This window comes from Fundidesulfovibrio agrisoli, from assembly GCF_022808715.1.
In the GTDB taxonomy this organism is placed as follows: Bacteria; Desulfobacterota; Desulfovibrionia; order Desulfovibrionales; family Desulfovibrionaceae; genus Fundidesulfovibrio; species Fundidesulfovibrio agrisoli.
Map to the genome: position 1 here is coordinate 34,692 of NZ_JAKZKX010000018.1, position 21,640 is coordinate 56,331.

Consider the following 21,640-nt stretch of genomic DNA (forward strand, 5'->3'; position numbering starts at 1 on the left):
CGCGACTAGGGTTCCCACCGCGGGGAACCGGTGCGGCCCGCCGCGCCACGCGCGGCGGGCCGAAACTTTTTCATTCGCCTTCTCGCAGGTCTTCTTCCCGGCTGCTGCGCAGCACGTCCTCCAGTTCCTCCCCCGCGAAGCCCAAAAGCATAAGCAACCGACGATGCTTGTCCGGGGAACGCCGCTCCCATTCCCGGTGCATGGCGAGCATCTCCTCGCGGTCCATGCCGGCGGCTTCCAGAAGCGCCGTGAGCGAGGCCCGGTCGGTCAGACCGGCCGGGGGCAGCTCCGGCCCGCCCCCAAGCAGGGAGAGAGCCAGACGCTGTTTGGCGCGCACGGCGGCAGCCTCGCGCTCCAGGGCCTTCAGCCTGGCCGCCAACGCCCGGGAGACGGCCGTCTCCGGGGCGTCCAGCGCGGCCTTGATCTCGGCTAGGCTCAACCCGAGGCTCCGATAGAGCAGTATGCGCTCAAGCCTCCCGGCCTCGGCCTCGCCGTAGGCGCGGTAGTCGCCCGATGCCCGATGCCTGGGACGCAGAAGCCCGATGGAGTCGTAATAGAGCAGCGTGCTGCGGGAGAGCCCGAAGCGTTTCGCAAGCCTACCGACCGTCCATTCAGCCACGCGGTTCTCCTGCTGCGGGAGCCATGCGGCCCGTGCGCAGATAGGTTTCCAGGTAGTTCTCAAGAGCGGCCATGGAGTGCGGTCGTCCGCCGGAAGCATAGACTTCCAGAAGCTCTTCGCCCCGCGCCGACAGCGCCGTAAACACCCTCGTCCATTCGGCCCTGGTGCGATTGCCATCCACGGCTTCAAGCCCGATGCGCAGCGCGATGGTCATGACGCCCGGAACGAAGCTCACGAACCCTATGCCCTGAGGCGGCTCATAGCGGCTGACCTGCCAGACGCGCCCCTCCTCGCCAGGGAAGTCCGTGCGGAACATGCAGTCCAGCTCGGCAACGCCTGAGTCCGAATGAATCATCACGCATTTCCAGCCTGGAATCCAGTCATACTCCAGCACTGGGCAGAGCAGCGGGAACACCTGCCGCGGCGTGCCCGACAGCTCCATGACATCCTGCAACACTACGCGTTTCGCCTGAATCGTCGACATGCTTCTGTCCTCCTTGTTGTGTGACGCGGGCATTGCTGGGGTGTGAAGCTGTAGACAAGTCAAGCGCGTCTTTTTCACTCGACCATCGGCCCGTCATTTGGCATCCTCGCGCCCCGACCCGCACCCAAGGACATCGCATGCCATTTCTCACCCTTCTGGCCCTGGCCCTTGCCCTGGCCATGGACGCCTTCGCCGTCTCCCTGGCCACCGGCATCTGCCTGCGCACCCCCACCACCGCCCAGGCCCTGCGCATGGCGGGCGCGTTCGGCTTCTTCCAGGCCGCCATGCCCGTCATCGGCTGGTTCCTGGGCCTTGTCGTGCGCTCCTTCGTGGAGTCCTACGCGGCCTGGGTGGCCTTCGCCCTGCTGGCTTTCGTGGGCGGCAAGATGATCTGGGAGGGCCTGCAGGCCAAGGACGAGGACGACTCCTGCCCCCCCAAGGATCCCACCAAAGGCTCGCGCCTGCTGCTGCTGGCCGTGGCCACCAGCATCGACGCACTGGCCGTCGGGCTGAGCTTTTCCGTGCTGGGCCAGGCCATCTGGTTCCCGGCGCTGGTCATCGGGGTGGTCTGCTTCATCGTGGCCGGACTCGGGGTGCGCCTTGGCTGCATGATCGGCCACCTGGCCGCCGTGAGCCGCTACGCCGAACTGCTGGGCGGGGCCACGCTGCTGGCCATCGGCGTCAAGCTGGTGCTCTAGCCCCCCGGCGCCGCATCAGCCCGGCATCGTTCGCTTTCGCATACGGGCCGGGCCAACCCGACGCCCGCCACTCCGCGACGGCTCCCACAGGACGCTTGAGGCTGAACACGTTTTAAGCTACCGAGCGCCCATGGACATTTTCAGCATCGTTCTCACGGTCACGGGCCTGTGCCTGTTCGAGACCATCAGCTCCATAGACAACGCCATCATCAACGCCGAAGTGCTCTCCACCATGCGCCCGAAATACCGGCGCTGGTTCCTGGTGTGGGGCATCATCATCGCGGTCTTCGCCGTGCGCGGGCTGCTGCCCTGGCTCATCGTCTGGGTGGTCACGCCCGGCATCGGCCCCTGGGAGGCCCTGACGGCCACCTTCTCCTCCGACCCGCGCGTTATGCAGGCCGTGGACAGCTCCTCCCCGGTGCTGCTCATGGGCGGCGGCATCTTCCTGGTGATGCTCTTCCTGCACTGGGTCTTCCTGGAGGAAAAGAACTTCGGCCTGCCGGGCGAGCGCTTCCTGATGCGCCAGGGTGTCTGGTTCTACGCCCTGGCCTCGGTGCTGCTCACGGTGGTGGTCTGGTACGCCATGAAGGTCAACGACACCCTGGCCTTCGGCGCGGTGGTGGGCTCCACGGCCTTCTTCATCACCCACGGCTTCAAGCAGAACGCGGAACAGAGCGAGCAGGAGCTGCTGCACTCCCACAAGTCCGACATCGCCAAGATCCTCTACTTGGAGATCATCGACGCCACCTTCTCCATCGACGGCGTGCTGGGGGCCTTCGCCTTCACGCTCTCGGTGCCGCTGATCCTGGTGGGCAACGGCCTGGGCGCGTTCGTGGTGCGCGAGCTCACCGTGCGCAACGTGGAGACCATCAAGCGCTACCGCTTCCTCAAGAACGGGGCCATGTACTCGGTGCTCTTCCTGGGCTGGATCATGATCCTGGACGCCTTCGGGGTGCACATCCCGCATTGGGTGTCCCCGGTGATCACTTTCGGCGTTGTCGGGTACTTCTTCCTCAAGTCGCGCCGGTTCCTCCAGGTCAATCCCTAGCGTTCGCCCTGGACAGCATTCGGCACAGCCTGTATAGTGCCGCAAATTTGTATCGGAAGGAGCCTCACATGAAACGTGCGATAACCTTGATTCTGGCGCTCGGCCTGGTCCTCGGCCTGGGCGCGGCCGCCTCCGCCCAGGACGACACCCCCGCCGCCCCCAAGGGCGAGAAGGCCTTCCAGGCCATGGACACCAACGGCGACGGCAAGATCAGCAAGGAAGAGTTCCTCAACGCCGCCAAGAAGCGCGCCGAGATGCGCTTCATCAAGCTCGACGCCAACGGCGATGGCGTGCTCACCAAGGACGAACTGGCCCAGGCCAAGGGCAAGCGCCGCGCCCCCAAGGCCGCCGCGCCCGCGCCCGCCCAGCAGTAGCCCCCGCGGCACCGGCCATTTTCGCGGCCCGCCTCCCTGATGTGCGAGAGGGGCGGGCCGCTGTATTTGTTGCGGTTTTGTCCGCCGGCCGCCCCGTGCCCTCCAACTAAACGCCCTGTCACTTGACACGGGCGCGAACGGGCATACAAAGACCCCGTTCACGATACAGGTGGAGGCGCGCCTTGATACTGATCTCTGTCTTCCTTTGTGCCCTTGCGGCCCTGCTGGCCATGCCCGCCGACGCGCTGGCCTGGGGTCCAGGGGTGCACACAGCCGCCGCCCGTTTCGTGCTGGCGAACCTGGATCTGCTGCCCGTGCACGTTGCCGGCGTTCTGGCCCAGTTCCCCAACTCGTTCTTCTACGGCTGCCTGAGCGCCGACTTCTTCGTGGGCAAGGGCACCCGGGTTCGCCCCGGCCACAGCCACAACTGGGACTCGGCCGACCGCCTGCTGGAGGCCGCGCACACGCCGCAGCTCATGTCCCACGCTTTGGGCTACGCCAGCCACCTGGCCGCCGACGTGGTGGCGCACTCCATCTACGTGCCGGGCGTGCTGGCCTCCACGCACCTGCCCTCCGGCCCCACCCACGTCTACATCGAGATGCAGGCCGACTCGCGCCTCACGGGCGGGCTCGGCCGTGCGGGCAAGCTCTCGCGCCGCCTGCAGCGCGCCGTGGACCGCAGCATGGTCTGCGCGCTTGAGAAGAACCCCCTCAGCTACCAGTGCCGCAAGCGCGTGTTCCGCAGCGGGGAGCGCCTGAGCTGCCTGCCCGGCTGGAACCGCTCCCTCATGCTGGCCCAGCGCCTGATGCCCCTGCCCGAAGGCTGGCACGACCTGGACGAGATGTTCACCCTGAGCCTGCGCTCCGTGCTGGACGTGCTGCGCGACGTGAACGGCACCACCCTGCGCGGCTTCGACCCCATCGGCAGCCGCGAACTGGCCCGCGCCAAGCGCGGCGTGCGCCCCGCGGTGCACCCCTGCCTGGATGAGCTGCCCGCCCTGCCCGGGGCCGACCTGCAGCAGGAAGTGGCCTAGCGATCAACGTTGGAGCCGGGGGAGGAAGAGCCTCCGGCGGCCAGGGGCGCCGCCCCTGGACCCCGCCAAAGGGAGTTCCTCCCGTTGGAATCCCATAGAATGATTCCCTTTTCTCCCACCACGGATCAGGCGGCAGGTTGACGCTTCCCGCCTCGCAACGGGCGTTCACCGGACGCCACACGCCCTCCAACAAGCGATCTCCCCAGTGAATGATATTTGCGGGTCAAGGGGGCCACGCCCCCTTGCGGGGCGTGGGGCAGCGCCCCACATTCCTCGCCCCACTTCCTGCGCCTCACTTTGCCCCAGCCCAAAACATAGGCGCGGCAGAACGCCGCGCCTTTATCAGCCGAATCACCGAAATAACGGATCAGAACAGCTTGCCCGGGTCCTCCAGCAGGGCGGCCAGCACCGAGGGGTCTGCCAGGGCCGAAGTGTCGCCCATGCGGCCCTCCGCTGCCCCGCGCAACGCCTGCCGCGCGATCTTGCCGGAGCGGGTCTTGGGGAGTTCCTCCACCACGCGGATGCACAGCGTCCCCGCGAACTCCTCCACCTGGGCGCGCACGGCCTGCTCCAGCTCCTCCTCCAGGCCGAAGGGCTCACCGGCCTCGGCGCGCAGCGTGACGTAGACCACCACGGTGTCGCCCGAACCCACGGCCGCGGCCTCGGCCACGGCGGAATGCGCGGCCACGGCGGCCTCCACGGCGGCCACGGGCAGCTCCGCCCCGGCGATTCCGGAGCGGCCCAGGATCACAAAAGTCCCGTCCGGGGTCGTCTGCGCCAGATCGCCCGTGTCGTAGGAAGATCCGGCCTCCAGCGGCTGGCCCACCAGGGCCGAGGCCATGGAGGGCCAGGGCGCGTCCAGGGCCAGATGACCCAGCAGGTTCATGGAGGCCTCCACCCCGGGCAGGGGCGTGAGCCCGCCACGGCTGCCGGAGAGCATGAGCACGCCGCCCGTTTCGGTCTGGCCCCAGGCGTCCACCACCGGGGCGCGGCCCTTGCCAACCGAGCGGGCCAGCCACTGCCTGTTCTCGGGGGTGAGCTTCTCGCCCACGCTGACGATGAGCTTGAGCGCTGGCAGATCCCGCCCGGCGGGCCAGGCCTCACCCTCGCGCATGAGCTGCCCCGTGAGCGCGGGCGTGGTGATGAGTGTGGCCACCTGGTGCTTCTGGGCGATGCGCCAGAGCCGGTCCGGCTTGGGGTGCAGGGGCGAGCCCTCGTAGAGCAGCGTCGTGGCCCCCAGGCTAAGCGGGGCGTAGAGCGCGTAGGCCGTGTTCATGATCCAGCCCGGCTCCGAGAGGCACCACATGGTCATGCCGGGGCCCACGCCGAAGGCGTGCCGCGCGGAGTGGGCGCAACCGGCCAGGAATCCGCCCGCGGCGTGCACCACGCCCTTGGGGTGGCCCGAGGAGCCCGAGGTGTAGAGGATGAACAAGGGGTCCGCCGCGCCGTGCACGGCTCCGGGCAAGGCCGGGACAACGGCGTGGGCCTCCATGAGCTCGTGCCACCAGAGGTCGCCCTCGCGCAGCGCCTCCGGGGCCTGGCCCGTGCGCCGGACCACCACCCTCCTGGGGCCCCCCTCGGGTTGGCTGACGGCCACGGCCCGCCCGGCCTTGAAATATCCGTCCGCAGTGATGACGAGCATGGCCACGCAGGCGGACAACCGCTCGGAGACCACCGTCGGGGAGAGCCCCGCCGGGAACGTCAGGTGCACCGCGCCCAACCGGGCCAGGGCAAGGGTGGCCACTACCAGCTCAGGCAGGGCGGGCAGGCTCAGGCCCACCACGCAGCCCTTGCTCACGCCGAGCCCGGCCAGCACCACGGCCGCGCGGCGAACCTGCTCCAGCAGGGTACCGTAGGTGAAGACGACGGCCTGGTTTTCGGGCTCGCCCTGCCAGATCAGAGCGGGCACGTCGTCGCGCCCGGCGGCCACGTGGCGGTCCAGGCAGTTGGCGCACACGTCGATGGCGGCACCCTTGAACCAGCCTGAAGGCGAGCTGAAGGTGTCGGGACAGGCCTTTTCCCATGGGGCGCGCCAGGCCAGGAGTTCGCTGGCGCGGTCGCTCCAGAAGCGTTCGCGGTCGTGGGGGTTCATGGCTCTCCTTGGCGTCTGCTAAAAGAGGCTTGCCGGATCGGTGGCGGCCTACTATCCTGCGGCCGACGTGCACGCGACCGTCGGCCGGAATCCGGCCTGGCCGCAATCGCTTGAAACTTATAGCGCAACCCCCGGACATCAACAAGCGGCGAACCATGAGCGTTGCCAATCTCGAAGGGCTGTTCAAGCCCACTTCGGTCGCAGTGGTCGGAGCCACCAACGAGGAAGGCCACGTTGGTCGCGTGGTCATGGAGAACCTCCTGGGCGGGGCCTTCCTGGGCCCGGTCATGCCCCTCTCCCCCGACGAGGACACGGTCCTGGGCGTGGAGGCCTACAAGAGCGTGGATACGCTCCCCCTTACGCCCGATCTGGCCATCATCTGCACGCCGCCCGACACCGCTCCCGAATACATCTACCGCCTGGGCAGGCGCGGGGTGAAGGCCGCCGTGGCCCTGTGCCCCGGCTACACAAAGCTGTCGGCAGGCGAGAAGTGGGAGATTCAGGAGAAGATGCTCGCCGCCGCCGAGGAGGAAGGCATCCGCATCCTTGGGCCTTCGGGCCTGGGGCTCATCATCCCGCCCATCGGGCTCAACGCCAGCCTGGTCAAGGCGGAGCCGCCCAAAGGCCGCATCGCCTTCGTCTCGCAGTCGGCCTCGCTGTTCACCGGCGTCCTGGACTGGGCCAGGGCGCACCGTATCGGCTTCTCCTGCGTGGTATCGCTGGGCGACCGGCTGGACCTGGAATACCAGGACCTGTTCGACTACCTCTCCTCCGACCCCAACACGCGCTCCATTCTTCTTTTCATCGAGTCCGTTGGCGACGCCCGCACCTTCATGAGTGCGGCCCGCGCGGCCGCGCGCAACAAGCCCGTGCTTGTGGTCAAACCGGGGCGCAGGCGCGGACCCGGCGGGGAGCCAATCGCCAAGCCCGGCCAGGGCCTGGACGAGGTCTACCACGAGGCTTTCCGCCGCGCGGGCATCCTGCGCGTGTTCGAGATCGACGCCCTGTTCGACGCGGCCCAGACCCTGGCGCGCAGCCAGCAGCTCAAGGGCGACAAGCTGGCCATCCTGACCAATGGAGGCTCCATCGGCGTCATGGCCGCCGACACCCTGGTGGAGGGCGGCGGCAAGCTGGCCACCCTCTCGGAGCAGACCGCCGCCCACCTGCGCGAGATCATCGGCCCCAACTGGCTGCGCGACGGCATCGTGGACATGGGGCTCACCGCCACGCCCGAACTGTATTCGCAAGTGCTCGCCGCCCTGCTCAAGGACAAGGAGCCCAACGCCATCCTGGTGATGCACGTGCCCTTCGCCTCCGTCACCGGGGACGACGTGGCACAGGCCGTGGTGCAGACATCCTCCAAGAGCCAGCGCCCTGTGTTCACCTGCTGGCTGGGGCACGCCGTGGCCGAAACCGCCCGGGCGATGTTCAACCAGGCGGGCATACCCAGCTACGCCACGCCGGACACGGCCGTGCGCGCCTTCCTGGACATGGCCAACCACCGCCGCACCCAGGAGCTGCTCATGGAGATGCCCGCGGACCTGCCCGCGGGCTTCAGCCCCGACACCGACGTGGCCCAGGGCGTGGTGCTCTCCGTGCTGGAGGCCGGGCGCTCCGAGCTCACGGAGCCGGAGGCCAAGGTGGTGCTGGCCTCCTACGGCATCCCGGTGATCCGCTCCAAACTGGTCAGGACCGTGGAGGAGGTCTCCGCCGCCGCCGAGGAGCTGGGTTTCCCCGTGGCCCTCAAGATTTTCTCGCCCGACATCCCCCAGCCCTTCGACGTGGGCGGCGTGGTGCTCGACATCGAGGACCAGGAAGAGCTGCGCCAGGCCGCCGTGGCCATCCGCACCCGGGCGCGCAAGCTCCAGCTCGGTGCGGACATCCAGGGCTTCATCGTGCAGCGCATGGGCCGCCGCGGCGCGCAGGAGCTGCTCATCCAGGCCCAGGTGGACCCCGTCTTCGGGCCCTTCCTGCGCTTCGGCCAGGGCGGGCTTGCGGCCAAGCTCTCGCAGGACAAGGCCGTGGCCCTTCCGCCGATCAACGCCAGCCTGGCGCGCGACCTGATAAACCGCACCCGCGTGGCCGCCTTCCTGCGCGGCCTGGGCGGACGCCCCCCGGCTGACATGGACGCCATCTGCCTGACCCTCATCAAAATCGCCCAACTCGTCACGGACATCCCCCAGATCATCGAGATCGACGTGAACCCCATGTTCGCGGACAGCCAGGGCGTGGCGGTGCTGGGCGCGCGCATCCGCGTGGCCGAGGCCATGTCCGGCGGGCAGGAACGCCTGGCCATCCGCCCCTACCCCCGCGAACTGGAGGAGGAGGCCGTGCTCAAGAACGGGCGGCACATCCTCATCCGGCCCATCCGCCCCGAGGACGAACCCGCCCACTACGAGCTGCTCAAGCGCATCACCCCCGAGGACCTGCGCTACCGCTTCTTCGGCGTGGTGCGCGAGCTCTCGCACATGGAGATGGCCCGCCTGACCCAGATCGACTACGAGCGCGAGATGGCCTTCATCGCCACCGCGCCCGACGAGGAAGGCCACAACGAGACCCTGGGCGTGGTGCGGGCCTCCACCAAGCCGGACAACTCCCAGGCGGAGTTCGCCATCCTGGTGCGCTCGGACCAGAAAGGCCTGGGCATGGGGCGCCTGCTCATGGAGAAGATCATCCGCTACTGCCGGGACCGGGGCACCGCGGTGCTCTCCGGGCAGGCCCTGCTGGACAACAAGGGCATGCAGGGGCTGGCCGAGAAGGTGGGCTTCGACGTCTGGCGCAACACCGACGAGGACATCGCGGACATGCGCCTGGAGCTGAACAAGCGATAGCTTTCCGATAAGCTACCATTACTATCCAACCGTTAATCTTTGTCTTTTAGACAGCACCTTCCCCATGAACACCTCCGACGACTCCGGGCGCAACATCGCCCGCCTGCTGATAACAAGCCCTGACAGGCCCGGCCTCGTGGCGGCCGTGAGCCAGTTCATCTTCTCCCACGGGGCGAACATCACCCAGCTGGACCAGCACTCCACCGACCCCGAGGGCGGCAAGTTCTTCATGCGCCTGGAGTTCCAGACCCCGCACCTGGATCTGGGGCGCGAGGCCCTGATGGCCGCCTTCGACCAGGTGGTGGCCAAGCCCTTCGAGATGCAGTGGTCCATCCAGTACGCCAGGCCCGCAAAGCGGCTGGCGATCATGGTCTCTCGCCATGAGCACTGCCTGATGGAGCTGCTGTGGCGCTGGTCCCGAGGGGAGCTGCCCTGCGAGGCGGCCATGGTGGTCAGCAACCACCCGGACCTCAAGGAGGCCGTGGAGCGCTTCGGCGTGCCCTTCCACTACATCCCGGTGCCCCCGCGCGATCCCGAGGCCAAGCGCAAGGCCGAGGAGCAGGCCCTGGAGCTGATCCGGGGCAAGGCCGACGCCGTGGTGCTGGCCAGGTACATGCAGATCCTCTCGCCGGAATTCATCGCGGGCACTGGCGTACCCATCATCAACATCCACCACTCCTTCCTGCCCGCGTTCATCGGGGCCGACCCGTACCGCCAGGCCTTCCAGCGCGGGGTGAAGCTCATCGGGGCCACGGCGCACTACGTCACCGCCGAGCTGGACGCCGGGCCAATCATCAGCCAGGACGTGGCGCACGTTTCGCACCGCCACGGCGTGGAGGATTTGAAGGACCTGGGGCGCGACCTGGAACGGCAGGTGCTGGCCCGCGCCGTGCGGGCGCACCTGGAGGACAGGATCATCGTGGACGGCAACAAGACCGTGGTGTTCTAGCGGGTTTAGCGGAGAAAAGATCCGGGTCGTGGTCTTCATGGCGGGGCGGGGAAAGCCTTCCCGGTCAGGCCGGTCCGGCTTGGCCTGGACGCAAACCCCGCGACAGCGCCCCCTTTCTCGATAAAACGCCCCCTCCCGGTTGCTCCGGGAGGGGGCGTCTTCGTACTGAGGCGGCCGCCCTGCGGTTGACCGGCCGTCTTATCGGGCGGGCTCGAAACTCCGGGTCACGTCTCCGGCCAGGGCGGGGTTTCGCGGGTTGAGCTTTCTGGTTTGGCCGCCTGCGGAGAAATCAATCCGGGAGAGGTCGACCCAGATCACGTTGGGGTTTTGAACCCAGGAAAAATAGAAGATGCGGTTCTTCACATCCGTGGCGGAGAGCCACCAGGTCGGGTACACACCCTCGCCGGTGCGCCCCCTGTACGGCGCGCCGAAGGGCACGGCGACGTTACGCGCGACGCTCATCACCAGGCCCACGGCCTGTTCGCTGTCGGCCGGGGCCGGGAGATATTGCAGATAGTACGCCGCGCGCACGAAACGGTTGGCGCTTTCGGTGTCGCCCGGCAAATCCTTCTCGCCGCCAAGCCCGATGAACTGCTTGGCGTTGGCGAGTTGCTCGTCGTACGGGGGGTCGTTGGTCATCACGGTGTATTGCGCGCCGTGGTGCACCTTCAGCTTGCCGTCGATGATCTCGAAGACGGCCGAATCGCCGCTCGGGTCCTCGATGGCCATGTGCCCGCCAAGCACCTCGCTCCCCAAGTTGACGCTCACGATGTCGACCTTCTTCATGCCCTCCACGGCCTCGGCGACCGTGGCGAAGTTGTCCAGAATGTAGCGGAGCCAGCGCATGTAGTTCACGCCGGGCTTTCCGCCGGGGGCGGCGTATTTCGTGGTTTCGAGGTACAACAGGTGCGCGGCCAGCCCCTTCTCATTCAGGCCGTCCGTCCCTCCTTCGCTCTCGTCGAAGCCAAGCTGGCTTGCGAATCCGTAGATGCCGCAAACCACGCTGCCGTATTTGGAGGTCCAGGTTGCGGCCTTGGGCCCGGCATCGCCTCGAATCCGCTGCCCTCTCGGGTAGACGAAGAGCCAGTCGTCAAAGGTGTGCGACCAGTCCATCGTGCGCGCCGTGACCATTGCCGCGCCGGAATTGTTCCAAAACACGCGGGAGCAGGCGTGCGAGGCGCCGGGGAACGACACGCCGAGCGCCATGAACGCGACAATTGCGACAAGTGCCGCCCGGAAGTCAGCGCGATAAGCCATAAAACCTCCACGATAATACTTGCGGCCAATATTATCCGAGCGCAAACGGCCCGTCCAGCCGCAGGTTCGCAGACGAAGCCGCCCCAGCTCCGCCCGGCATGCACATCGGCCCGGCGCATCCCCGCCGGCCCGACGAAAAACGGGGCGGGCCATCAGGCCCGCCCCGTCGTCGTTTCCGCAGCTTTTTCGCTCTTCTACCCGGCGAACTCCGCCAGCACGCTCTCGATCACGTACTCCACCTCGGCGTCCGTCATCTTCGGGTAGAACGGGATGGAGATGGTCCTGTCGCCGATGGCTTCGGCGTTGGGGAAGTCCCCGCGCTTGAAGCCGAAGGTCTCCTTGAACCAGGTCAGGTTGTGGATGGCCCGGAAGTTCACGGCCACGCCCACGCCGCGCTGTTGCAGCCCGTGGAGGATCTGGTCGCGCCGCTCGGGCTCGGCCCAGACGGTGTAGAGGTGGTGCCCGCTCTTGCCGACCACCGTGGGGCGGGGCACCTTGCCCTCGAAGGCGGCCTCGTAGCGATTGAAAATCTCGCGCCGCCTGGCCCAGAGCCCGTCCAGGCGGTCGAGCTGGTTGACCAGCAGGGCGGAGTGGATGTCGTCCAGATTGCACTTCCAGCCCAGGCGCAGCATGTCCCAGTGCTGGTAGGCCCCGTGGTAGCGCCCGGCGGCGTTCTTGCTCATGCCGTGCAGGGTGAGCAGCTTGATGTCCCGGGCCAGGGACTCGTGCCGGGTGACGACAGCGCCGCCCTCGCCGCAGGCCAGGTTCTTGGTGGCGTAGAAGCTGTAGCAGGCCGCGTCCGAGAGGTGGCCGGGGCGCACGCCGTCGCGCTCGCCCTCCACGCAGTGGGCGCAGTCCTCGATGAGGAAGAGCTTGTGCTTGTCCGCGATGGCGCGCAGGGCGTGCATGTCGCACATGACGCCGTAGAGGTGCACCGGGATGATGGCCTTGGTGCGCGGGGTGATGGCGGCCTCAACGGCGGCGGGGTCGATGCAGCCGGTGGCGGGGTCAACGTCCACGAGCACGGGCTTGGCCCGGGCGTGCTCCACGCAGGTGGCCGAGGCGATGAAGGTCATGGGCGTGGTGATGACCTCGTCCCCGGGGCCGATGCCCAGGCCCTCCAGGGCCAGGTGCATGGCCGCCGTGCAGGAGTTCACGCAGACCACGTGGGGCACGCCGGTGTAGGCGGCGAACTTGCGCTCGAACTCGGCCGTGACCGGGCCTGTGGTCAGGAACACGGAGCCGAGCACGGAGACGACCTTGTCGATGTCCGCCTGGTCCAGGGCGTGGCGGTAGAATTCAACCTTCATGGCGGTCCTCGCTGGGAGTTTGGCCCAGGCCCCGTCCAGGCGGCGGGGCGGCCATTTCCGGGGTGGTTTGCCGGACGGGGCCGGAAAAGTCCAGGATGTGGAGATTCACGGCGTGAACGAAGCCACCGCCTCGATGACCTCGTCCTGGCTTGCCTCGTCCAGGTCGTTGTAGAAGGGCAGGCGCAGCAGGCGGTCCGAGAGGTCCTCGGCCACGGGGCACTGCCCGGGGCGGCCGCCGAAGCCGCGGCCCATGGGGGAAAGATGCAAGGGCACGTAGTGGAACACGGCCAGGATGGATTTCGCTTTCAGTTCCGCGATGATGCGCTGGCGGCTCTCCAGCGAAGGCATGAGCATGTGGAACATGTGGTAGGACTGGCCGCAGTGCTCCGGGACCACGGGCAGGCGCACCCCGCTTGAGTCGGCCCAGCCGGCCAGGCCGTCGCGGTAGCGCTCCCAGATGGCCCGGCGCTTGGCCTGAATGCGTTCGCGCTGCTCCAACTGGGCGTAGAGGAAGGCGGCCAGCACCTCGGAGGGCAGGTAGCTCGAGCCCAGGTCCACCCAGGTGTACTTGTCCACCTCGCCCCGGAAGAAGCTGGAGCGGTTGGTGCCCTTCTCGCGGATGATCTCGGCGCGGGCGGCCAGCTCCGGGTCGTTGACGACCAGGGCCCCGCCTTCGCCGCAGGTGAAGTTCTTGGTCTCGTGGAAGCTCTGGGTGGCCAGGGCCCCGAAGCTGCCCAGGGGCCTGCCCTTGTAGCTGCCGAACAGGCCGTGGGCGTTGTCCTCCACCAGGGCCGCGCCGATTGGGGCCGTAAGCTCCAGGATGCGGTCCATCTCGCAGCCCACTCCGGCGTAGTGCACGGCCACCACGGCCTTGGTGGCCGGGGTGAGCAGGCCCTCAAGGGCGTTCTCGTCCAGGTTGAGCGTGTCCGGGCGGATGTCCGCGAACACGGGCCTGGCCCCGCGCAGGATGAAGGCGTTCACCGAGGAGACGAAGGTGAACGAGGGCACCACCACCTCCTGGCCGGGCTCCAGGCGCAGCAGCAGGGCCGCCATCTCCAGGGCGTGCGTGCAGGAGGTGGTCAGGAGCACCTTGGCGGCGCCCAGCTCGCGCTCAAGAAGCTCGTGGCACTTGCGGCTGAAGAGCCCGTCGCCGGATATCTTGCCGCTGGCCAGTGCTTCGATGATGTGCTGCTGCTCGGCCCCGGCGAAACAGGGGCGGTTGAAGGGGATGCGGTAGTTCATCACTGCTTGGGGGGCTCCGGAAAGTTCAGGCGCTGGGCCTCGGTGTACACGGGCTTGTCCATGAGGCGCAGGTACATGCGGGCGAAATATTCCCCGATGATGCCCAGGGCGAAGAGCTGCGCGCCGGAGAAGATGCAGATGATCGAGGCCAGGAAGGGGAAGCCCTGCATGGTGGTGCCCTGGATCAGGTAGCGCCCCAGCACGAAGGCCAAGAGCCCCACGCCCGCCAGGGTCAGCACGAAGCCCACCAGGCTGGCCAGTTGCAGGGGCAGCACCGTGTAGCCGGTGATCATGTTCACGGCGTGGATGAGCAGCTTGCGCAGGTTGTAGCCGGAGACGCCCTCGCGCCGGGGCTCGTGGCGCACCTGCACCGCGCCGAAGCGCGTGGTTCCCCAGGAGAGCATCACGTCGATGTTGGGCAGGGGGTTGCGGCAGTCCGCGAAGGCGTCGCGCAGTTCGGTGCGGAACACCCGGAAGGCCGAGACGCTCTGAGCCGCCGCCACGCCCATGGCCTGCTGGAGCACACGCTTGGTCAGGCGCGAGGCCAGATTGCGCAGCAGGCCGTGCTGCTCCTGGGCGCAGGCCCCGTAGACCACGGCGTGGCCTTTGGCGAACTCCTCCAGCAGCCGGGGGATCTCCTCCGGGGGGTGCTGCAGGTCGTCGTCCATGGTCACGATGACCGGGTACGTTGCCGCGCGGATGCCGCAGAGCAGCGCGTTGTGCTGCCCCTGGTTGCGCATCATGCGGATGGCCTTGCAGCGCGGGTCGATGGCGGCCAGTTCCTCCAGCACGCTCCAGCTGCCGTCCGGGCTGGCGTCGTCCACGAAGACGACCTCATAGCTCCCGGCGCAGATGTCCAGCACCGCGCGCAGGCGCTCCCACAGGGCGGGAACGGTGGCGCGGCCGTTGTACACGGGGATGACGACGGAAATATCCAGCATGGACATGGGGCTTCCTAGCCGTTTTTGCGCAGGATGAACAGCTTCTGCACCCCGTAGTCCCCCCAGGAGGGCAGCATCCCGGCCAGACGGTTGACCTCGCTCAGGGGGTCGACGGCCTTGACCAGGGACCCGGGCAGGTGCTCCAGCAGCGGCTTGAGCACGCGGGTGAACAGGTAATAGGTGCTGGAGAACTCCAGCGTCTCCACCGTGACGCCCGGCCCCCAGTCCTTGGCGGCCAGGGTGTCGGCGTCCAGGTAGAGGTTGAAGGCGGGCATGGAGAGGGGTTTCTGGCCCAGCTCCGCGCGCAGGCGGTTCAGGGCTTCGAGGCCCTGCAGGGTGGCCTCGGAGAGCAGCACCTCGCCGCCGGGGCGCGCCACGCGCAGGCACTCGCGGATGCCCTGCTCCTGCGCTTCGAGATTCTGCAGGTTGATGACCACCCGGGTGGTGATGACCGTGTCGAAGCTGTCGCTTGCGAAGGGCAGCGCGCGGATGTCGCCGGTCTCGAAGCTGGCGCGGCCGCGCAGGCCGGGGGCGGCCTCGCGCAGGTGCCCGCGCGCGGCCTCGATCATCTCGGGCACGTAGTCCATGCCGGTGATGTCGATGTCGAGGGCCTGGGCGTAGGCCAGGGTGGCGTGCCCGTTGGAGCAGCCTATGTCCAGCACGCGGGAGCCTTCGCGCAGGCGCGGGGCGATGACCCGCTTCTCGATCTCGATGGCGTGGGCGTCGGACCAGGAGGCGCAGTGCGACGCGCCGTGGCGCTTGGCCTGGCTCGTCCAATGCTCCTTGATGCCGGAATCTTCCAGTTTGGCCTTCATGGTGTCTCCAGCGGTCATCCGGCCTTGACGGCGGTGACGAAGAACCCGGACGCGATGCGCTCCGCGCCGGGCTGGCGCTCCAACAGGCGGTCCAGGTGTTTGAGCGGGAAAAGGGTCAGCATGAGCCCCAGGGCCAGCAGGTCCCGAGCCTTGGCGTTGCCGAAGCTGAAGAGCAGCGAGAGCCACTCCACGGTCATCCAGAGCCAGCAGGACGTGGGGCCCGCCCCGATGGCGACTTCCACCTGCTCGAAATCCCTGAACAGCTCAAGCGCGCCGTTTCGCGTCCAGCGGTTGTAGTCCGAGGGGGCGGCGTGCAAGGGCTGGCCGAAGGGGATGAAGCAGCAGACGCGCCCGCCCGGCTTGAGCACCCGGCGCATCTGGGCCAGCACGGCCTGCGGGTTCGGCACGTGTTCGAGCATGGCCAGGTTGAAGACACAGTCCACGGAGGCGTCCGGGAAGGGCAGGTCCGCCGCGTCGGCGCAGATGTCCACGCAGTCGAAGGGCGTGATGTCCACGTTGATGATGTCCGGGCGGCCGGGCAGGCCCAGGGGGCCGCTGCCAAGGTTGACCACGGTCATGGGCGGCGCGCTCTCGGCCAGGGCCTTCTCAAGCCCCTGGCGCATGGCGCGGGAGACCAGCACCGGCGAGAAGGCCTCCACCAGGAAGCGGTAGAGCCTGGGCCAGCGCTTGAGGAAGCCCTGGAGCCCGCCCGCGAGGCCGCCGCCCGCGCTCTTGGCGGTGGGCACCGCCTCCACGCAGTGGAAGACCCCATCCACGAGGGTGTAGGGCTTGGTCAGCAGGGAAAGGATGATCTCGTGCTTGGACATATGGGGTTGCGTGTCCTGGAGGGTTCCTGTCGGAAGCTCGCCGCTTCTACTCCAAGGCCAAGGCGACCGCAAGGGCGGCGCTTCCGCCTGAATTCCGGCTCAATCCCTGTTCTAGCCCGGTCCAAGCCCGGTTCAATCGACGAAACGCAGGGCCGCCTGGCGCGCTCCCGCTGGCACCGGCACCGCCACCACCCCGGCGGGGCCGGGCTCGGGGCGCGCGGCCCTGCCGTCCACCTCGGCCGCCCAGCGGTGGTGCCAGGGCAGAGCGAAGAGCACCCGCCCTTGCGGGCCGGGCTCCAGCTCCGCGAAGGCGGCCATGGCTCCCACGCTCGCCCGCTTGACCAGCGGAGCCCCGGCCAGGGGCATGGGTCTGGCCTCGGCCTTGAGCAGGCGCACCGTGCCGCCCGCCTTGGCTGGGTTGAGTTCGTAATCAACATGCTCCCCGCCCTCGTAGGGCACGCGCAGCACCGTGGCGCCAGGCCCGGCCAGGAAGGAGCGCCGCGCAGGGCCGCCCGTGAGCACCACGTCAGCGGGGCCGTCCGACTCGATCTCCAGGCGCAGCTCCACGGGGCCTCCGCCGGGGTTCTCCAGCAGCCGCCCGGCGTTGGGCAGGGGGCGCAGGCGTATCAGGCCGCGCAGGGCCGCCTGGGCCGTCCAGGGCGTGTACGGCACGAAGAAGGCCTGCCCGCCGTAGCCCGGATACAGGAAGGCGGCGGGTTCGTTCTCCACGCCTCCGATCCCGGGGGCGTCCAAACGCTTCAAACCGTAGGGGCCGAGGGCGTTCTCGCGGAACTCGCCGTCCTGCCGGGCGTAGACGTACTTCACCCCCCAGAGGGTCAGGGCCAGCGGCCCCACGTGGTGCACGAACGCCGCCGGGGATGAGGCGTGGCGCAGGCTGCCCGCCAACGCCGCCGTGGGGTACGGCAGGAGCGTGCCGCCGGACTTGGCGAACAGGTCCAGGGTGATCGGGTAGAAGCGGGTCGCCTGGTATTGCAGCACCTGGAAGCCCTGCTCCGGGTCGCGCCGGGCCAGATCGCCCAGGGCCAGTTCGGCCGAGGCCCGCCCAACGGGGGGAAGGGGCCGCCCCTCGCAGCGGTACACCCGGTAGACTTCGTCCTGGAAGAGCCCGATCTGGTCGCGCGGCAGCGACCCGCCCTCGTCGAACCAGGCCGCAAGCCGGTAGCCGGGCACCTCGGGCGCGGGCTCGCCCAGCTTGTCCGACACCAGCACCAGATATTCGGGCCTGCGCTCGGCCAGCAGTTCCAGGCGCGCGCCCACGGCCACCACGGCCCAGCGGAAGGGGTCCACCCGCAAAAACTGGGACACGGGCTGGCCCGTATCCCCCAGGGGCACGCCCACGCTTGCGCCGCCGGGCACGTTGCTCTCGATCCAGGCGTGGCAGAGCTGGCGGTTGGCGGGCGAGGTCGCGTAGCGCAGCGCCGCCAGGTCCGCGTTCGCCAAAGGTGCCAGGACCGCAACAGCCAGCACGGCCGTCATGGCCCGACGGGCCGGGCCGCGCTCCCCGAGCCTTTCCCCGATCCTGGCCTGGACCCAGCCCAGCCCGCAGGCCAGCAGCAAAAGGCCCAAGGCCGAGGAGGTGTAATAGTAGTAGGTGATCTCCGCGAAGGTCCGCCCGGCGGCCACGGCCATGTAGCCCATCTGGAGCAGGCAGGCCGCCCAGAGCGCGGCCCAGGCCGACACCGCGAAGCGCGCACGGACCCAGAGCAGCCCCGCGCCGATCAGCGCGGCCGGGTAGGCCCACTTGAGGGCCGGGCCGAAAAACACGTCCAGGGTGAACAGATGGCGCAGAATCTGGCCGTAATAGCCGCCCTGCGCCGCCGCCTGGCCCCCCGTAGCCTGGGCCTGGGGCGCGTGCATCACCTGCATGTAGCCGCCAAGCCAGCGCGCGATGTTGCCAAGCCCGAACAGTGGCAGGGGGTTGGCCACCAGAAAGGCCGCGGCGCAGGCCCCGGCCGCCTGGGCCAGCCAGGGCAGCATAGGCGCGCCCTCGCGCCGCGCCCGAACAAAGCCCAGCCAGAGCAGCACCCCGGCGAAGGGCACGCAAGTCAGCTTGATGGAGGCCGAGAGCCCGAGCAGGCCCCAGGCCGCCAGCAGGTTGCGCCGTCCTCCGTCACGGAAATGGTTCAGGGCGAAGTGCAGGCTCAACACGCCCATGAGCAGGGCCGCGCTGTCCGGCTTGAGCCGCGTCTCGAACCCGGTGAGGAAAGGGGTGAGCGCCAGCAGCCAGGCACCCCAGACCCCCGCCGGGCGGGAGACGTGGCGGGAGAGCAGCAGCCAGCCGGCCAGGGGCAGCCACATGGTGAAGGCCAGCAGCTGGTACACGGCGAAGGCCTTGTAGGCGCGCGTAAGCTCCCTGGGGTAGAGCAGGTAGAGGGAGGGGTCCTCGAAGCGGGTGATGAGGCCCAGGCGGTCCAGCGCGGCCATGACAGGGCGCGCAACGTGCAGCACCGGCCCGCCCACGCCGAACAGGTAGGAGAAGCGGTCCTCGTGCAGGGTGGAGTAGCCCAGGGCCGCGCGCAGCCCGATGACGCCGTCGTCCTCGAAGGTGTTGACGCGCAGGGGCTTGGAGGTGTTGAGCGGGTAGCCCTCGGGGTCGGCCGCGCCGCGCAGGCCCGAGATGGCCGCGAGCTGGACGATCAGCAGCAGGAGCACGGCCAGTAGCGCCGCCGCCGGCGGCCGAACGGCCCCGCCCCCCTGGTCCGGGCCGCTCCCGGGAGGACGGCGGCCTGTCGTCATGCTTTCCCCTCGGTGCGCCGCGCCCCTAACGCCCACGGGCCTGGTAGCGGTTTATCTTGCCCTCCAGCCTGCGGGAGAAGGCCGTGAGCACGTAGCAGATCAGAAAATACATGGCCGCGATGGCGATGAAGATCTCCGAGGGGGCGTTCATGGTCCTGTTGTTGATCTGCGTGGCGGCCTTGGTCAGCTCGGTCACGCCGATGATGAAGCCCAGGGAGGTGTCCTTGGTGAGGGAGACGAACTGGTTCACGAAGGACGGGATCATGTTGAACAGCGCCTGCGGCAGGATCACGTAGATCATGGCCTGCGTGTGGGAGAGGCCCGAGCCGCGCGCGGCCTCCATCTGCCCCTTGGGCAGCGAGAGCACGCCCGCGCGCACGATCTCGGCGATGTAGGCGCTGGTGAACACGATCAGGGCGATCATGGCCGCCTGCTCGCCCGGCAGGCTCTTGCCCAGGACCACCGGCGCCAGGAAATAGAACCAGAAGATGACCATGAGCAGCGGCGTGCCCCGGATGATCTCGATGTAGATGAGCGCGGGCACGCGCAGCCACGCCTTCTTGGAGAGGCGGAAAACGCCCACAAGCAGGCCCAGCCAGAACGCGCCGAAGATGCCCACCAGGGCCATGACGATGGAGAGGGCCAGGCCGCCCAGGGGCCCCTTGGGGTAGGCCCCCAGGAGCAGGTAGCTCATGTTGTTCCAGACTACGTCCCAGTGCATGGCTTACCTTCCCAGGCGCAGCACGCGCACGTTGTAGATCTGGATTGCGCCCGAAACCAGCAGCGAGATGCTCAGGTAGATGAGCGTGGCCGCGGTGAAGGCCTCGAAGCCGTGGAACGTCTGGGACTCGATCTGGCGGGCCATGTAGGTCAGGTCCATGACGCCGATGGTCATCACCAGGGAGGAGTTCTTGATGAGGTTCAGGAACTGCGAGATCAGGGGCGGAATGATGATCCTGAAGGCCTGGGGCAGGATGACGTAGCCCATGGCCTGCAGGAAGGAGAGCCCGCAGGCCCGCGAGGCCTCGAGCTGCGTCTTGGGGATGGCGTAGATGCCTGAGCGGAGGTCCTCCGCGATGAAGGCGGCGGTGTACACCGTGAGCGAGATGACGCCCGCGGCGAACTCGAAATCCTGGGCGTAGAGCCACTTGTTCCAGGACACGGGCAGCACCGCGGCGGAACCGAAATACCAGAAGAATATCTGCACGAGCAGCGGCGTGTTCCTGAAGAATTCCGTGAAGGAGGCGCTGAGCCATTCCAGCGCCTTGACCTTGGTCAGGCGCATGACGCAGACGATGGTGCCCAGCGTCAGTGAGAGGGCGATGGACAGCGCGGAAATCTTGAGGGTGGTCACAAGGCCATCGGCGAGCATGACGCCGTACTCCCCGCTCACCACGAGACCCCAGTCGAATTGATACGCCAACGTGCTGCTCCTGTCGGGGTTTTGGGCCCCGGTCCCGCACGGAGGCGTCGCCTCGCGCGGGGAAAGCCGGAGGGGACAGGGCCCCTCCGGCGGTCACGCTTCTGCTAGGGCCAGAGTTCCATGGTCCAGGTCAGGGGGATGTAGTACTTGGTGTCCTTGCCGAACCACTTGTTGTAGATCTGCTGGTACTTGCCCTCGGTCCAGAGGTCCATCAGGGCGAAGTTGATGGCGTCGCGCAGCTTGGACTCGTTCTCGACGATGCCCAGGCCGTAAGGCTCGGCGGAAATGGCCTCGCCGACCACGGCGAAGTCGTCGGGCTTGTCGTCCTTGTTGCGCAGGCCGTGCAGGATGGCTTCGTCGGTGGTCACGGCCTCGACCTTGCCCTGCTTGAGGGCCAGGAAGGCCTCGGGGTAGGTCTCGAAGGAGATGATGGTGGCCTGGGGCTGGGCGGCCTTGGCGTTCTTCTCGGAGGTGGAGCCCTTGGCGGAGCCGATCTTCTTGCCGGCCAGGTCCTTGATGGACTTGATGCCGCCGTCCTTCTTCACCAGAAGCTTCTGGTCGGTGGAGAAGTAGGTGATGGAGTAGTCGATGGTCTTGTCGCGCTCGCGGGAGTGGGTCATGGTGGCGGCCACCACGTCGATCTCGCCCTGGCTGAGCATGGGGATGCGGGTGGAGGAGGTGACGGGCTTGATCTCGAGCTTCACGCCCATCTTCTCGGCGATGGCGGCCATCAGGTCGATCTCGAAGCCCACGATCTGCTTGCTGGCCTCGTCGACATAGCCGAAGGGAGGCTGGGAGTCCTTCACGCCGGCAACCAGGACGCCCTTCTTCTTGATGTCCTCGAACTTGTTGGCCAGCGCCGGAAGCGCAGACAAGGCCAGGACCAGGATGGCCGTAACAGCCACGGCAAAACGCTTCATCGTCGAACCTCCTCGCGGT

At 68.1% G+C, this 21,640-nt stretch carries 19 protein-coding genes; 6 read left to right on the plus strand and 13 right to left on the minus strand.

Features of this window, described 5'->3' with window-relative positions; all coding sequences use genetic code 11:
* Nucleotides 1-70 precede the first annotated feature (70 nt).
* Both MLE27_RS12960 and MLE27_RS12965 read right to left on the minus strand, forming a co-directional pair.
* Nucleotides 71-619 carry a MerR family transcriptional regulator gene (locus tag MLE27_RS12960; RefSeq protein ID WP_243312503.1) on the minus strand — a complete coding sequence of 183 codons (549 nt, stop codon included), beginning with the start codon at nucleotides 617-619 and terminating at the stop codon, nucleotides 71-73.
* Nucleotides 612-1,103: a hypothetical protein gene (locus tag MLE27_RS12965; protein ID WP_243312504.1), complete on the minus strand. Its 492-nt coding sequence runs from the start codon at nucleotides 1,101-1,103 to the stop codon at nucleotides 612-614. Before MLE27_RS12965 ends, MLE27_RS12960 begins: the two co-directional genes overlap by 8 nt.
* A 137-nt stretch (nucleotides 1,104-1,240) precedes the next feature.
* Here MLE27_RS12965 and MLE27_RS12970 point away from each other — a divergent pair, with 137 nt between their 5' ends.
* The 4 genes from MLE27_RS12970 (at nucleotide 1,241) to MLE27_RS12985 (ending at nucleotide 4,257) form a co-directional block, all read left to right on the plus strand.
* A complete protein-coding gene (locus tag MLE27_RS12970; RefSeq protein ID WP_243312505.1) occupies nucleotides 1,241-1,801 on the plus strand; it encodes a manganese efflux pump MntP in 561 nt (186 codons plus the stop codon).
* 130 nt (nucleotides 1,802-1,931) lie between these two features.
* Nucleotides 1,932-2,849 (plus strand): DUF475 domain-containing protein, encoded by a 918-nt coding sequence (locus tag MLE27_RS12975; RefSeq protein WP_243312506.1) that lies wholly within the window; start codon nucleotides 1,932-1,934, stop codon nucleotides 2,847-2,849.
* Nucleotides 2,850-2,917: 68 nt separating this feature from the next.
* Nucleotides 2,918-3,223 carry an EF-hand domain-containing protein gene (locus MLE27_RS12980; protein ID WP_243312507.1) on the plus strand — a complete coding sequence of 102 codons (306 nt, stop codon included), beginning with the start codon at nucleotides 2,918-2,920 and terminating at the stop codon, nucleotides 3,221-3,223.
* 182 nt (nucleotides 3,224-3,405) lie between these two features.
* Nucleotides 3,406-4,257, plus strand: coding sequence for a zinc dependent phospholipase C family protein (locus tag MLE27_RS12985; protein WP_243312508.1), 852 nt, complete (start codon nucleotides 3,406-3,408; stop codon nucleotides 4,255-4,257).
* A 367-nt stretch (nucleotides 4,258-4,624) separates the two neighbouring features.
* On the opposite strand, the gene MLE27_RS12990 is transcribed toward MLE27_RS12985, so the two are convergent.
* Nucleotides 4,625-6,349: an AMP-binding protein gene (locus MLE27_RS12990; RefSeq protein WP_243312509.1), complete on the minus strand. Its 1,725-nt coding sequence runs from the start codon at nucleotides 6,347-6,349 to the stop codon at nucleotides 4,625-4,627.
* 155 nt (nucleotides 6,350-6,504) lie between these two features.
* On the opposite strand from MLE27_RS12990, the gene MLE27_RS12995 reads away from it, so the two are divergent.
* On the plus strand, nucleotides 6,505-9,180 hold the full coding sequence (locus tag MLE27_RS12995) for a bifunctional acetate--CoA ligase family protein/GNAT family N-acetyltransferase (RefSeq protein WP_243312510.1): 2,676 nt from the start codon (nucleotides 6,505-6,507) through the stop codon (nucleotides 9,178-9,180).
* Between the two features lie 64 nt (nucleotides 9,181-9,244).
* Nucleotides 9,245-10,129, plus strand: coding sequence for a formyltetrahydrofolate deformylase (purU, locus tag MLE27_RS13000; protein WP_243312511.1), 885 nt, complete (start codon nucleotides 9,245-9,247; stop codon nucleotides 10,127-10,129).
* A gap of 198 nt (nucleotides 10,130-10,327) precedes the next feature.
* Here purU and MLE27_RS13005 read toward each other — a convergent pair whose 3' ends face one another.
* From MLE27_RS13005 to MLE27_RS13050, 10 genes are all read right to left on the minus strand, one after another.
* Nucleotides 10,328-11,386 carry a linear amide C-N hydrolase gene (locus tag MLE27_RS13005; protein WP_243312512.1) on the minus strand — a complete coding sequence of 353 codons (1,059 nt, stop codon included), beginning with the start codon at nucleotides 11,384-11,386 and terminating at the stop codon, nucleotides 10,328-10,330.
* 194 nt (nucleotides 11,387-11,580) lie between these two features.
* Nucleotides 11,581-12,696 carry a DegT/DnrJ/EryC1/StrS family aminotransferase gene (locus tag MLE27_RS13010; RefSeq protein ID WP_243312513.1) on the minus strand — a complete coding sequence of 372 codons (1,116 nt, stop codon included), beginning with the start codon at nucleotides 12,694-12,696 and terminating at the stop codon, nucleotides 11,581-11,583.
* A 105-nt stretch (nucleotides 12,697-12,801) separates the two neighbouring features.
* Nucleotides 12,802-13,938: a dTDP-4-amino-4,6-dideoxygalactose transaminase gene (rffA, locus tag MLE27_RS13015; protein WP_243312514.1), complete on the minus strand. Its 1,137-nt coding sequence runs from the start codon at nucleotides 13,936-13,938 to the stop codon at nucleotides 12,802-12,804.
* Complete coding sequence (locus tag MLE27_RS13020) at nucleotides 13,938-14,885, minus strand: glycosyltransferase family 2 protein (RefSeq protein WP_243312515.1); 948 nt, start codon at nucleotides 14,883-14,885, stop codon at nucleotides 13,938-13,940. The genes rffA and MLE27_RS13020 overlap by 1 nt, the downstream gene beginning before the upstream one ends.
* 8 nt (nucleotides 14,886-14,893) lie before the next feature.
* The gene (locus tag MLE27_RS13025) at nucleotides 14,894-15,694 is read right to left on the minus strand and encodes a class I SAM-dependent methyltransferase (protein WP_243312516.1); all 801 of its coding nucleotides are present in this window, start codon (nucleotides 15,692-15,694) and stop codon (nucleotides 14,894-14,896) included.
* A 14-nt stretch (nucleotides 15,695-15,708) separates the two neighbouring features.
* Nucleotides 15,709-16,521 (minus strand): methyltransferase domain-containing protein, encoded by an 813-nt coding sequence (locus MLE27_RS13030; protein ID WP_243312517.1) that lies wholly within the window; start codon nucleotides 16,519-16,521, stop codon nucleotides 15,709-15,711.
* Between the two features lie 132 nt (nucleotides 16,522-16,653).
* Nucleotides 16,654-19,278 carry a hypothetical protein gene (locus MLE27_RS13035; protein WP_243312518.1) on the minus strand — a complete coding sequence of 875 codons (2,625 nt, stop codon included), beginning with the start codon at nucleotides 19,276-19,278 and terminating at the stop codon, nucleotides 16,654-16,656.
* Nucleotides 19,279-19,303: 25 nt separating this feature from the next.
* The gene (locus MLE27_RS13040) at nucleotides 19,304-19,999 is read right to left on the minus strand and encodes an amino acid ABC transporter permease (RefSeq protein WP_243312519.1); all 696 of its coding nucleotides are present in this window, start codon (nucleotides 19,997-19,999) and stop codon (nucleotides 19,304-19,306) included.
* 3 nt (nucleotides 20,000-20,002) lie between these two features.
* Nucleotides 20,003-20,701, minus strand: a complete 699-nt coding sequence (locus MLE27_RS13045; RefSeq protein ID WP_243312520.1) for an amino acid ABC transporter permease — start codon at nucleotides 20,699-20,701, stop codon at nucleotides 20,003-20,005.
* A gap of 104 nt (nucleotides 20,702-20,805) precedes the next feature.
* Nucleotides 20,806-21,621 (minus strand): ABC transporter substrate-binding protein, encoded by an 816-nt coding sequence (locus MLE27_RS13050; protein WP_243312521.1) that lies wholly within the window; start codon nucleotides 21,619-21,621, stop codon nucleotides 20,806-20,808.
* Nucleotides 21,622-21,640 lie beyond the last annotated feature (19 nt).

What these genes read in the sequence shown, in the direction of transcription:
- MLE27_RS12965 (WP_243312504.1), bottom strand. Translation starts at nt 1,103, where the DNA reads ATGTCGACGATTCAGGCGAAACGCGTAGTGTTGCAGGATGTCATGGAG.
- MLE27_RS12970 (WP_243312505.1), top strand. Translation starts at nt 1,241, where the DNA reads ATGCCATTTCTCACCCTTCTGGCCCTGGCCCTTGCCCTGGCCATGGAC.
- MLE27_RS12975 (WP_243312506.1), top strand. Translation starts at nt 1,932, where the DNA reads ATGGACATTTTCAGCATCGTTCTCACGGTCACGGGCCTGTGCCTGTTC.
- MLE27_RS12980 (WP_243312507.1), top strand. Translation starts at nt 2,918, where the DNA reads ATGAAACGTGCGATAACCTTGATTCTGGCGCTCGGCCTGGTCCTCGGC.
- MLE27_RS12990 (WP_243312509.1), bottom strand. Translation starts at nt 6,349, where the DNA reads ATGAACCCCCACGACCGCGAACGCTTCTGGAGCGACCGCGCCAGCGAA.
- MLE27_RS12995 (WP_243312510.1), top strand. Translation starts at nt 6,505, where the DNA reads ATGAGCGTTGCCAATCTCGAAGGGCTGTTCAAGCCCACTTCGGTCGCA.
- purU (WP_243312511.1), top strand. Translation starts at nt 9,245, where the DNA reads ATGAACACCTCCGACGACTCCGGGCGCAACATCGCCCGCCTGCTGATA.
- MLE27_RS13005 (WP_243312512.1), bottom strand. Translation starts at nt 11,386, where the DNA reads ATGGCTTATCGCGCTGACTTCCGGGCGGCACTTGTCGCAATTGTCGCG.
- MLE27_RS13010 (WP_243312513.1), bottom strand. Translation starts at nt 12,696, where the DNA reads ATGAAGGTTGAATTCTACCGCCACGCCCTGGACCAGGCGGACATCGAC.
- rffA (WP_243312514.1), bottom strand. Translation starts at nt 13,938, where the DNA reads ATGAACTACCGCATCCCCTTCAACCGCCCCTGTTTCGCCGGGGCCGAG.
- MLE27_RS13020 (WP_243312515.1), bottom strand. Translation starts at nt 14,885, where the DNA reads ATGTCCATGCTGGATATTTCCGTCGTCATCCCCGTGTACAACGGCCGC.
- MLE27_RS13025 (WP_243312516.1), bottom strand. Translation starts at nt 15,694, where the DNA reads ATGAAGGCCAAACTGGAAGATTCCGGCATCAAGGAGCATTGGACGAGC.
- MLE27_RS13030 (WP_243312517.1), bottom strand. Translation starts at nt 16,521, where the DNA reads ATGTCCAAGCACGAGATCATCCTTTCCCTGCTGACCAAGCCCTACACC.
- MLE27_RS13035 (WP_243312518.1), bottom strand. Translation starts at nt 19,278, where the DNA reads ATGACGACAGGCCGCCGTCCTCCCGGGAGCGGCCCGGACCAGGGGGGC.
- MLE27_RS13040 (WP_243312519.1), bottom strand. Translation starts at nt 19,999, where the DNA reads ATGCACTGGGACGTAGTCTGGAACAACATGAGCTACCTGCTCCTGGGG.
- MLE27_RS13050 (WP_243312521.1), bottom strand. Translation starts at nt 21,621, where the DNA reads ATGAAGCGTTTTGCCGTGGCTGTTACGGCCATCCTGGTCCTGGCCTTG.